This is a genomic window from Streptomyces sp. NPDC007264, from assembly GCF_042869095.1.
Classification (GTDB): Bacteria; Actinomycetota; Actinomycetes; order Streptomycetales; family Streptomycetaceae; genus Streptomyces.
In genome coordinates, this window is record NZ_JBIAFD010000009.1 from 73,989 (window position 1) to 82,979 (window position 8,991).

At 66.9% G+C, this 8,991-nt stretch carries 17 protein-coding genes; all 17 read left to right on the forward strand.

Annotated elements, in window-relative coordinates; genetic code table 11:
* Window positions 1-17 precede the first annotated feature (17 nt).
* Window positions 18-365, forward strand: coding sequence for a 50S ribosomal protein L22 (gene rplV, locus ACFYMU_RS17385; RefSeq protein ID WP_388373643.1), 348 nt, complete (start codon window positions 18-20; stop codon window positions 363-365).
* Window positions 365-1,186 carry a 30S ribosomal protein S3 gene (gene rpsC, locus ACFYMU_RS17390; RefSeq protein ID WP_388373645.1) on the forward strand — a complete coding sequence of 274 codons (822 nt, stop codon included), beginning with the start codon at window positions 365-367 and terminating at the stop codon, window positions 1,184-1,186. The genes rplV and rpsC overlap by 1 nt, the downstream gene beginning before the upstream one ends.
* A 5-nt stretch (window positions 1,187-1,191) precedes the next feature.
* Window positions 1,192-1,611, forward strand: coding sequence for a 50S ribosomal protein L16 (gene rplP, locus ACFYMU_RS17395; protein ID WP_046732372.1), 420 nt, complete (start codon window positions 1,192-1,194; stop codon window positions 1,609-1,611).
* Window positions 1,611-1,835 (forward strand): 50S ribosomal protein L29, encoded by a 225-nt coding sequence (rpmC, locus tag ACFYMU_RS17400; RefSeq protein WP_003974259.1) that lies wholly within the window; start codon window positions 1,611-1,613, stop codon window positions 1,833-1,835. Before rplP ends, rpmC begins: the two co-directional genes overlap by 1 nt.
* Entirely contained in the window at window positions 1,835-2,116 is a 282-nt protein-coding gene (rpsQ, locus tag ACFYMU_RS17405; protein ID WP_388373648.1) for a 30S ribosomal protein S17, read from the forward strand. Before rpmC ends, rpsQ begins: the two co-directional genes overlap by 1 nt.
* Window positions 2,117-2,485: 369 nt before the next feature.
* Window positions 2,486-2,854: a 50S ribosomal protein L14 gene (rplN, locus tag ACFYMU_RS17410; protein WP_003998823.1), complete on the forward strand. Its 369-nt coding sequence runs from the start codon at window positions 2,486-2,488 to the stop codon at window positions 2,852-2,854.
* Between the two features lie 2 nt (window positions 2,855-2,856).
* A complete protein-coding gene (gene rplX / locus ACFYMU_RS17415; protein WP_388373650.1) occupies window positions 2,857-3,180 on the forward strand; it encodes a 50S ribosomal protein L24 in 324 nt (107 codons plus the stop codon).
* Window positions 3,180-3,737, forward strand: coding sequence for a 50S ribosomal protein L5 (gene rplE / locus ACFYMU_RS17420; protein ID WP_388373652.1), 558 nt, complete (start codon window positions 3,180-3,182; stop codon window positions 3,735-3,737). Before rplX ends, rplE begins: the two co-directional genes overlap by 1 nt.
* A 5-nt stretch (window positions 3,738-3,742) precedes the next feature.
* On the forward strand, window positions 3,743-3,928 hold the full coding sequence (locus ACFYMU_RS17425) for a type Z 30S ribosomal protein S14 (protein WP_003948630.1): 186 nt from the start codon (window positions 3,743-3,745) through the stop codon (window positions 3,926-3,928).
* Window positions 3,929-4,136: 208 nt separating this feature from the next.
* On the forward strand, window positions 4,137-4,535 hold the full coding sequence (rpsH, locus tag ACFYMU_RS17430; protein ID WP_388373654.1) for a 30S ribosomal protein S8: 399 nt from the start codon (window positions 4,137-4,139) through the stop codon (window positions 4,533-4,535).
* Between the two features lie 24 nt (window positions 4,536-4,559).
* Window positions 4,560-5,099: a 50S ribosomal protein L6 gene (rplF, locus tag ACFYMU_RS17435; RefSeq protein WP_388373656.1), complete on the forward strand. Its 540-nt coding sequence runs from the start codon at window positions 4,560-4,562 to the stop codon at window positions 5,097-5,099.
* A 3-nt stretch (window positions 5,100-5,102) separates the two neighbouring features.
* Window positions 5,103-5,486 (forward strand): 50S ribosomal protein L18, encoded by a 384-nt coding sequence (gene rplR, locus ACFYMU_RS17440; protein ID WP_388373658.1) that lies wholly within the window; start codon window positions 5,103-5,105, stop codon window positions 5,484-5,486.
* 37 nt (window positions 5,487-5,523) lie between these two features.
* A complete protein-coding gene (gene rpsE / locus ACFYMU_RS17445; RefSeq protein ID WP_003992370.1) occupies window positions 5,524-6,129 on the forward strand; it encodes a 30S ribosomal protein S5 in 606 nt (201 codons plus the stop codon).
* Window positions 6,129-6,311, forward strand: coding sequence for a 50S ribosomal protein L30 (gene rpmD, locus ACFYMU_RS17450; RefSeq protein ID WP_381081514.1), 183 nt, complete (start codon window positions 6,129-6,131; stop codon window positions 6,309-6,311). Before rpsE ends, rpmD begins: the two co-directional genes overlap by 1 nt.
* A gap of 2 nt (window positions 6,312-6,313) precedes the next feature.
* Window positions 6,314-6,769: a 50S ribosomal protein L15 gene (gene rplO / locus ACFYMU_RS17455; RefSeq protein WP_388373661.1), complete on the forward strand. Its 456-nt coding sequence runs from the start codon at window positions 6,314-6,316 to the stop codon at window positions 6,767-6,769.
* A gap of 242 nt (window positions 6,770-7,011) precedes the next feature.
* The gene (secY, locus tag ACFYMU_RS17460; RefSeq protein ID WP_388373663.1) at window positions 7,012-8,325 is read left to right on the forward strand and encodes a preprotein translocase subunit SecY; all 1,314 of its coding nucleotides are present in this window, start codon (window positions 7,012-7,014) and stop codon (window positions 8,323-8,325) included.
* A complete protein-coding gene (locus ACFYMU_RS17465; RefSeq protein ID WP_388373664.1) occupies window positions 8,325-8,987 on the forward strand; it encodes an adenylate kinase in 663 nt (220 codons plus the stop codon). Before secY ends, ACFYMU_RS17465 begins: the two co-directional genes overlap by 1 nt.
* Window positions 8,988-8,991: the final 4 nt, after the last annotated feature.

Sequence of the window (8,991 nt, forward strand, 5' to 3'; positions counted from 1 at the left end):
ACACTGAAGGGACAAGCATGGAAGCCAGGGCCCAGGCGCGGTACATCCGCGTCACGCCCATGAAGGCCCGCCGCGTGGTGGACCTTATCCGTGGCATGGCCGCCACGGAGGCTCAGGCGGTCCTGCGTTTCGCCCCGCAGGCCGCGAGCGTGCCGGTCGGCAAGGTGCTGGACAGCGCCATCGCCAATGCCGCGCACAACTACGACCACACCGATGTCGACAGCCTCTTCGTCTCCGAGGCGTACGTCGACGAGGGCCCGACCCTGAAGCGGTTCCGTCCGCGTGCCCAGGGTCGTGCCTACCGGATCCGCAAGCGGACCAGCCACATCACCGTGGTCGTCGCCAGCAAGGAAGGAACCCGGTAATGGGCCAGAAGGTAAACCCGCACGGGTTCCGGCTCGGTGTCACCACCGACTTCAAGTCGCGTTGGTACGCCGACAAGCTGTACAAGGACTACGTCAAGGAAGACGTCGCCATCCGTCGGATGCTGACGTCCGGCATGGAGCGCGCCGGCATCTCCAAGGTCGAGATCGAGCGCACCCGTGACCGTGTCCGCGTGGACATCCACACGGCGCGTCCGGGCATCGTCATCGGCCGCCGCGGTGCGGAGGCCGACAAGATCCGCGGTCAGCTGGAGAAGCTGACGGGCAAGCAGGTCCAGCTGAACATCCTCGAGGTCAAGAACCCCGAGACCGATGCCCAGCTGGTCGCCCAGGCCGTCGCCGAGCAGCTGTCCTCCCGCGTCTCCTTCCGCCGCGCCATGCGCAAGAGCATGCAGTCGGCGATGAAGGCGGGCGCCAAGGGCATCAAGATCCAGTGCGGTGGCCGCCTCGGCGGCGCCGAGATGTCCCGCTCGGAGTTCTACCGCGAGGGCCGTGTGCCCCTGCACACGCTCCGCGCGAACGTGGACTACGGCTTCTTCGAGGCCAAGACGACCTTCGGCCGCATCGGTGTGAAGGTCTGGATCTACAAGGGCGACGTGAAGAACATCGCCGAGGTCCGCGCCGAGAACGCCGCCGCCCGTGCGGGCAACCGCCCGGCCCGCGGTGGTGCCGACCGCCCGGCCCGTGGTGGCCGCGGTGGCGAGCGGCGCGGTCGCAAGCCGCAGCAGGCTCCCGCTGCCGAGGCCCCCAAGGCCGAGGCCGCGCCCGCCGCTCCGGCTGAGAGCACCGGAACGGAGGCCTGACCGACATGCTGATCCCCCGTAGGGTCAAGCACCGCAAGCAGCACCACCCGAAGCGGGACGGTGCGGCCAAGGGCGGCACGCAGGTTGCGTTCGGCGAGTACGGCATCCAGGCGCTGACCCCGGCGTACGTGACGAACCGCCAGATCGAGGCGGCTCGTATCGCCATGACCCGCCACATCAAGCGTGGCGGCAAGGTCTGGATCAACATCTACCCGGACCGCCCGCTGACCAAGAAGCCCGCCGAGACCCGCATGGGTTCCGGCAAGGGTTCGCCGGAGTGGTGGATCGCGAACGTCAAGCCCGGTCGGGTGATGTTCGAGCTGTCCTACCCGAACGAGAAGATCGCCCGTGAGGCGCTGACTCGCGCGGCCCACAAGCTGCCGATGAAGTGCCGGATCGTCAAGCGCGAGGCAGGTGAAGCGTGATGTCGGCCGGTACCAAGGCGTCCGAGCTGCGCGAGCTGGGCAACGAGGAGCTTCTGGCGAAGCTCCGCGAGGCCAAGGAAGAGCTGTTCAACCTCCGCTTCCAGGCGGCGACCGGACAGCTCGAGAACCATGGCCGTCTGAAGGCGGTCCGCAAGGACATCGCGCGGATCTACACCCTGATGCGCGAGCGTGAGCTGGGCATCGAAACGGTGGAGAGCGCCTGATGAGCGAGAAGAACGTGACTGAGCAGACTGAGCGCCATGCACGCAAGACCCGCGAGGGTTACGTCGTCAGCGACAAGATGGACAAGACCGTCGTCGTCGCCGTCGAGGACCGTGTGAAGCACGCGCTGTACGGCAAGGTCATCCGCCGTACCAGCAAGCTCAAGGCACACGACGAGCAGAACGCTGCCGGCGTCGGCGACCGCGTCCTCCTCATGGAGACCCGGAAGCTGTCCGCCTCCAAGCACTGGCGCATCGTCGAGATCCTGGAGAAGGCGAAGTAACCAAGCGGGGGCCCGGCCCCCCGCTGCCCCGCCGGGGGCACCGTCCCAGCCCTCGGGCCGGGGCGGGCGCCCGGCAGGGTTTCGCCCGACCGGACATCCCCGCGGCCTGCCCGTGGGGCCATACCGCCGCCCCGGCAGGGGCTCCGTGAGTCGACTCGCGGAACCCCCGTCGGCCCACCGGCCGGCCGGGGCGGACCACCTCGTCCCAAGGGAAGACCCGCGGGGCGGACCGCCGCCCCTGCGGGGCCCGCAGATCGACCTGCGGATCCCGGTGGGAGAAGCAATTCCTGCGGGAGCAACCCGCAGGACAGTTCCGCCAGGCTCTCCGGCCCAACCCGGAGGGAACCGGCAGACGATCAGGAGATAGACGTGATCCAGCAGGAGTCGCGACTGCGCGTCGCCGACAACACGGGGGCGAAGGAAATCCTTTGCATCCGTGTGCTCGGTGGCTCCGGTCGCCGCTACGCGGGCATCGGTGACGTCATCGTCGCCACCGTCAAGGACGCGATCCCCGGTGGCAACGTGAAGAAGGGTGACGTCGTCAAGGCGGTCATCGTTCGCACCGTCAAGGAGCGCCGCCGTCCGGACGGCTCGTACATCCGCTTCGACGAGAACGCCGCCGTCATTCTGAAGAACGACGGCGACCCTCGCGGCACCCGTATCTTCGGCCCGGTCGGCCGTGAGCTGCGCGAGAAGAAGTTCATGAAGATCATCTCGCTCGCGCCGGAGGTGCTGTAAGCATGAAGATCAAGAAGGGCGACCTGGTCCAGGTCATCACCGGCAAGGACAAGGGCAAGCAGGGCAAGGTCATTGCCGCTTACCCGCGCGACGAGCGCGTCCTGGTCGAGGGTGTCAACCGGGTCAAGAAGCACACCAAGGCCGGCCCGACCGCTCGCGGTTCCCAGGCCGGCGGCATCGTGACCACCGAGGCCCCGATCCACGTGAGCAACGTCCAGCTCATCGTGGAGAAGGACGGCCAGAAGGTCGTCACGCGTGTCGGCTACCGCTTCGACGAGGACGGCAACAAGATCCGCGTTGCCAAGCGGACGGGTGAGGACATCTGATGGCGACCACCACCACTCCGCGTCTGAAGCAGAAGTACCGCGACGAGATCACCGCGAAGCTGCGTGACGAGTTCAAGTACGAGAACGTCATGCAGATCCCGGGCCTCGTCAAGATCGTGGTCAACATGGGTGTGGGCGACGCCGCCCGCGACTCCAAGCTGATCGAGGGCGCCATCCGCGACCTCACCACGATCACCGGTCAGAAGCCGGCCGTCACCAAGGCCCGCAAGTCCATCGCGCAGTTCAAGCTGCGTGAGGGCCAGCCGATCGGTGCCCACGTCACGCTCCGTGGCGACCGCATGTGGGAGTTCCTGGACCGCACCCTGTCGCTCGCGCTCCCGCGCATCCGCGACTTCCGCGGTCTGTCCCCCAAGCAGTTCGACGGCCGGGGCAACTACACCTTCGGTCTCACCGAGCAGGTCATGTTCCACGAGATCGACCAGGACAAGATCGACCGCGTCCGGGGTATGGACATCACCGTGGTCACCACGGCGACCAACGACGCTGAGGGCCGCGCGCTCCTCCGTCACCTCGGCTTCCCCTTCAAGGAGGCGTGAGCGAGATGGCGAAGAAGGCTCTCATCGCGAAGGCTGCCCGTAAGCCCAAGTTCGGTGTGCGCGGCTACACCCGCTGCCAGCGCTGCGGCCGTCCGCACTCCGTGTACCGCAAGTTCGGCCTGTGCCGCGTGTGCCTTCGTGAGATGGCTCACCGCGGAGAGCTGCCGGGCGTGACCAAGAGCTCCTGGTAACAACCCACTTGGGTTGATCCAGGGCTCTCGGTAAGCAATGGGCCGGCAGGCGGCCCGCCCCACATGCCGTAGGCTTGGGGGGTTGGGCGTCTGCCGCCCGTACGACTTACTACGCCGTAGGTCCACCGCGCCGCACCCGTCCCGTCTCGGATCGGGGAGAGGGATGGCGCACCAGGAAACCCCGGCGAGAGAGGCCGAAGGCCAATTCATGACCATGACTGATCCGATCGCAGACATGCTCACGCGTCTGCGGAACGCGAACTCGGCGTACCACGACACCGTGGGGATGCCGCACTCGAAGATCAAGTCGCACATCGCGGAGATCCTCCAGCAGGAGGGCTTCATCACGGGCTGGCGCGTCGAGGACGCCGAGGTCGGCAAGAACCTCGTCCTGGACCTGAAGTTCGGCCCCAACCGTGAGCGCTCCATCGCGGGCATCAAGCGGATCTCCAAGCCCGGTCTGCGGGTTTACGCGAAGTCCACCAACCTGCCGAAGGTGCTCGGCGGCCTCGGCGTGGCGATCATCTCCACGTCCCACGGGCTCCTCACCGACAAGCAGGCCGGCAAGAAGGGCGTAGGCGGAGAAGTCCTCGCCTACGTCTGGTAACGGAAGGGAACGGAGGAAACAGCTATGTCGCGCATCGGCAAGCTCCCCATCGCGGTTCCCGCCGGCGTGGACGTCACCATCGACGGCCGTACGGTCGCGGTCAAGGGCCCCAAGGGCGAGCTGACCCACACCGTCGCCGCGCCGATCGAGGTCGTCAAGGGCGACGACGGCACCCTCCAGGTGACGCGCCCCAACGACGAGCGTCAGAACAAGGCCCTGCACGGCCTGTCCCGCACGCTGGTGGCGAACATGATCACCGGCGTGACCCAGGGTTACGTGAAGAAGCTCGAGATCAGCGGTGTCGGTTACCGCGTGACCGCCAAGGGCTCGAACCTGGAGTTCGCGCTCGGCTACAGCCACCCGATCACCGTCGAGGCGCCCGCGGGCATCACCTTCAAGGTGGAGACCCCGACCCGTTTCCAGGTCGAGGGCATCGACAAGCAGAAGGTCGGCGAGGTTGCGGCCAACATCCGCAAGCTGCGCAAGCCCGACCCGTACAAGGCCAAGGGCGTCAAGTACGAGGGCGAAGTCATCCGCCGCAAGGTCGGAAAGGCGGGTAAGTAAGCCATGGCATACGGGCAGAAGATCCTCAAGGGCGACGCCTACAAGCGCGCCGCGATCAAGCGCCGCCACATCCGGATCCGCAAGCGGATCTCCGGTACGGCGGAGCGCCCCCGTCTGGTCGTGACCCGCTCCAACCGCCACATCGTGGCGCAGGTGATCGACGACCTGAAGGGCCACACCCTGGCGTCGGCGTCCACGCTGGACGCGTCGATCCGCGGTGCCGAGGGCGACAAGTCCGCGCAGGCCAAGCAGGTCGGCGCCCTGGTCGCGGAGCGTGCCAAGGCCGCCGGTGTCGAGGCCGTCGTGTTCGACCGTGGTGGCAACCAGTACGCCGGGCGCATCGCCGCCCTGGCGGACGCCGCCCGCGAAGCCGGGCTCAGGTTCTGAGTCGCCGTAGCTAGCGGAATAGAGAGAGGTAAATCCAATGGCTGGACCCCAGCGCCGCGGTGGCGGTGCCGGTGGCGGCGAGCGGCGGGACCGGAAGGGCCGTGACGGCGGCGCTGCTGCCGCCGAGAAGACCGCGTACGTTGAGCGCGTCGTCGCGATCAACCGCGTCGCCAAGGTTGTGAAGGGTGGTCGTCGCTTCAGCTTCACCGCGCTGGTCGTGGTGGGCGACGGTGACGGCACCGTGGGTGTCGGTTACGGCAAGGCCAAGGAGGTGCCGGCCGCCATCGCCAAGGGTGTCGAGGAGGCCAAGAAGCACTTCTTCAAGGTCCCCCGGATCCAGGGCACCATCCCGCACCCCATCCAGGGTGAGAAGGCTGCCGGCGTCGTGCTGCTCAAGCCCGCGTCTCCCGGTACCGGTGTGATCGCCGGTGGTCCGGTGCGCGCCGTGCTCGAGTGCGCCGGTATCCACGACGTGCTGTCGAAGTCGCTCGGCTCCGACAACGCGATCAACATCGTGCACGCGACCGTGGCGGCCCTCAAGGGCCTGCAGCGTCCCGAGGAGATCGCGGCCCGCCGCGGTCTGCCGCTCGAGGACGTAGCCCCCGCGGCCCTGCTGCGTGCTCGTGCCGGGGCGGGTGCGTGATGGCGCAGCTCAAGATCACCCAGGTGAAGTCGTACATCGGCAGCAAGCAGAATCACCGTGAGACCCTGCGCTCGCTCGGCCTGAAGCGGCTCGGCGACGTGGTCGTCAAGGAGGATCGCCCCGAGTTCCGCGGCATGGTGCACACCGTCCGCCACCTCGTGACGGTCGAGGAGGTCGACTGATCATGGCGGAGCAGAACCCGCTCAAGGTCCACAACCTCCGTCCCGCCCCGGGCGCCAAGACCGCCAAGACCCGTGTCGGTCGTGGTGAGGCGTCGAAGGGTAAGACGGCCGGTCGTGGTACCAAGGGCACGAAGGCCCGCTACCAGGTTCCGGAGCGCTTCGAGGGCGGCCAGATGCCGCTGCACATGCGCCTCCCGAAGCTGAAGGGCTTCAAGAACCCGTTCAAGACCGAGTACCAGGTCGTGAACCTGGACAAGCTCGCCTCCCTCTACCCCGAGGGTGGCGAGGTCACGGTCGCGGACCTGGTCGCCAAGGGTGCCGTTCGCAAGAACAGCCTCGTCAAGGTGCTCGGCCAGGGCGAGGTCTCCGTGGCGCTGCAGGTGACGGTCGACGCCGTCTCCGGCTCCGCCAAGGAGAAGATCACCGCCGCCGGCGGTACCGTCACCGAGCTCGTCTGAAACCTTCAGGCGCCTCGATGATCTGAACGATCCCGACCGGGGATACCCCACATATGGGGTATCCCCGGTTGGTCGTTCCAAGGGGAGCGGTGCCGCCGGTAAGGTGGCTTGGACTGCCAACTTCACGGAGTGCCGCGGTACGGGCACTCGGGACGGCAGTCGACCGTTACCCAAGTCGTTGTTCAGTCGGAACTCAAGACCGTCACCCTTGACGCAGTTGCGCGGGGGTCGCAGGAGGCACCGTGCTCACCGCGTTCGCCCGGGCGTTCAGGACGCCCGACCTGCGCAAGAAGCTGCTCTTCACGCTCGCCATCATCGCGGTGTACCGGGCCGGTACACACATCCCGATCCCGGGCGTCGACTACAAGAACGTCCAGACCTGCATCGACGTGGCCAAGGGCAACCAGGGCCTGTTCGGCCTGGTCAACATGTTCAGCGGCGGCGCGCTGCTGCAGATCACGGTCTTCGCGCTGGGCATCATGCCGTACATCACGGCGAGCATCATTCTCCAGCTGCTGACCGTGGTCATCCCGCGCCTGGAGGCCCTGAAGAAGGAGGGCCAGTCGGGCACGGCGAAGATCACGCAGTACACCCGGTACCTGACGGTGGCGCTGGCGATCCTCCAGGGCACCGGTCTGGTGGCCACCGCCCGCAGCGGCGCCCTGTTCCAGGGCTGCCCGGTGGCGACCTCGATCGTCCCGGACCAGTCGATCTTCACCACCATCACGATGGTCATCTGCATGACCGCCGGTACGGCCGTCGTCATGTGGCTCGGTGAGCTGATCACCGACCGCGGCATCGGCAACGGCATGTCCATCCTGATGTTCATCTCGATCGCCGCGACCTTCCCGTCCTCGCTGTGGGCCATCAAGAAGACGGGCACCCTGGCCGGCGGCTGGATCGAGTTCGGCACCGTCATCGCGGTCGGACTGGTCATGGTCGGCCTGGTGGTCTTCGTCGAGCAGGCGCAGCGCCGCGTCCCCGTCCAGTACGCGAAGCGCATGATCGGCCGCCGCTCCTACGGCGGCACGTCCACGTACATCCCGCTGAAGGTGAACCAGGCGGGTGTGATTCCCGTCATCTTCGCGTCGTCGCTGCTCTACATCCCGGCACTGGTCGCTCAGTTCTCGAGCGGTAACTCGGCCTGGAAGACCTGGGTCCAGCAGAACCTGGTGAGGGGCGATCACCCGATTTACATCACTATGTACTTCTTGCTCATCGTGTTCTTCGCGTTCTTCTATGTGGCGATCTCGTTCAACCCCGAGGAAGTCGCCGACAACATGAAGAAGTATGGTGGCTTCATCCCGGGCATCCGGGCCGGTAGGCCCACCGCTGAGTACCTCTCGTACGTGCTCAACCGGATCACCTGGCCGGGTTCGCTGTATCTGGGCCTGATCGCTCTCGTACCGACAATGGCGTTGGTTGGTTTCGGGGCAAACCAGAACTTCCCCTTCGGCGGGACCAGCATCCTGATCATCGTGGGTGTCGGTCTCGAGACGGTGAAGCAGATCGAGAGCCAGCTTCAGCAGCGCAATTACGAAGGGTTCCTCCGCTGATGCGAATCGTCCTCGTCGGGCCGCCCGGCGCCGGCAAGGGAACGCAGGCCGCGTTCCTCGCCAAGAACCTGTCGATCCCGCACATCTCCACGGGCGACCTGTTCCGCGCCAACATCAGCCAGCAGACGGAGCTGGGCAAACTGGCCAAGTCCTATATGGACGCGGGCAACCTGGTTCCCGACGAGGTCACGATCGCGATGGCCAAGGACCGCATGGAGCAGCCGGACGCCGAGCACGGCTTCCTGCTCGACGGCTTCCCGCGCAACGTGTCGCAGGCCCAGGCGCTGGACGAGACGCTCGGCACCGAGGGCATGAAGCTCGACGCGGTGCTCGACCTGGAGGTCCCCGAGGACGAGGTGGTCAAGCGCATCGCGGGCCGCCGTGTCTGCCGCAACGAGTCGGCGCACGTCTTCCACGTCGCCTACAAGGCGCCGAAGCAGGAGGGCGTCTGCGACCTCTGCGGCGGCGAGCTGTACCAGCGGGACGACGACTCCGAGGACACCGTGCGCAAGCGGCTGGAGGTCTACCACACGCAGACCGAGCCGATCATCGACTACTACAAGGCGCAGGGCCTGGTGGTCACCATCTCGGCGCTCGGCAAGGTCGACGAGATCACCGAGCGTGCGATGGAGGCGCTCGGCCCGAAGGCGGACGACAAGTAGTCGC

Excerpts from the sequence above, each read along its gene's own strand:
- ACFYMU_RS17465 (WP_388373664.1), top strand. The coding sequence starts at position 8,325 with ATGCGAATCGTCCTCGTCGGGCCGCCCGGCGCCGGCAAGGGAACGCAG.
- rplO (WP_388373661.1), top strand. The coding sequence starts at position 6,314 with ATGGCGGAGCAGAACCCGCTCAAGGTCCACAACCTCCGTCCCGCCCCG.
- rplF (WP_388373656.1), top strand. The coding sequence starts at position 4,560 with ATGTCGCGCATCGGCAAGCTCCCCATCGCGGTTCCCGCCGGCGTGGAC.
- rpmD (WP_381081514.1), top strand. The coding sequence starts at position 6,129 with ATGGCGCAGCTCAAGATCACCCAGGTGAAGTCGTACATCGGCAGCAAG.
- rplV (WP_388373643.1), top strand. The coding sequence starts at position 18 with ATGGAAGCCAGGGCCCAGGCGCGGTACATCCGCGTCACGCCCATGAAG.
- ACFYMU_RS17425 (WP_003948630.1), top strand. The coding sequence starts at position 3,743 with ATGGCGAAGAAGGCTCTCATCGCGAAGGCTGCCCGTAAGCCCAAGTTC.
- rplE (WP_388373652.1), top strand. The coding sequence starts at position 3,180 with ATGGCGACCACCACCACTCCGCGTCTGAAGCAGAAGTACCGCGACGAG.
- rplX (WP_388373650.1), top strand. The coding sequence starts at position 2,857 with ATGAAGATCAAGAAGGGCGACCTGGTCCAGGTCATCACCGGCAAGGAC.
- rpsE (WP_003992370.1), top strand. The coding sequence starts at position 5,524 with ATGGCTGGACCCCAGCGCCGCGGTGGCGGTGCCGGTGGCGGCGAGCGG.
- rpmC (WP_003974259.1), top strand. The coding sequence starts at position 1,611 with ATGTCGGCCGGTACCAAGGCGTCCGAGCTGCGCGAGCTGGGCAACGAG.
- rpsQ (WP_388373648.1), top strand. The coding sequence starts at position 1,835 with ATGAGCGAGAAGAACGTGACTGAGCAGACTGAGCGCCATGCACGCAAG.
- rpsC (WP_388373645.1), top strand. The coding sequence starts at position 365 with ATGGGCCAGAAGGTAAACCCGCACGGGTTCCGGCTCGGTGTCACCACC.
- rplR (WP_388373658.1), top strand. The coding sequence starts at position 5,103 with ATGGCATACGGGCAGAAGATCCTCAAGGGCGACGCCTACAAGCGCGCC.
- rplP (WP_046732372.1), top strand. The coding sequence starts at position 1,192 with ATGCTGATCCCCCGTAGGGTCAAGCACCGCAAGCAGCACCACCCGAAG.
- rpsH (WP_388373654.1), top strand. The coding sequence starts at position 4,137 with ATGACCATGACTGATCCGATCGCAGACATGCTCACGCGTCTGCGGAAC.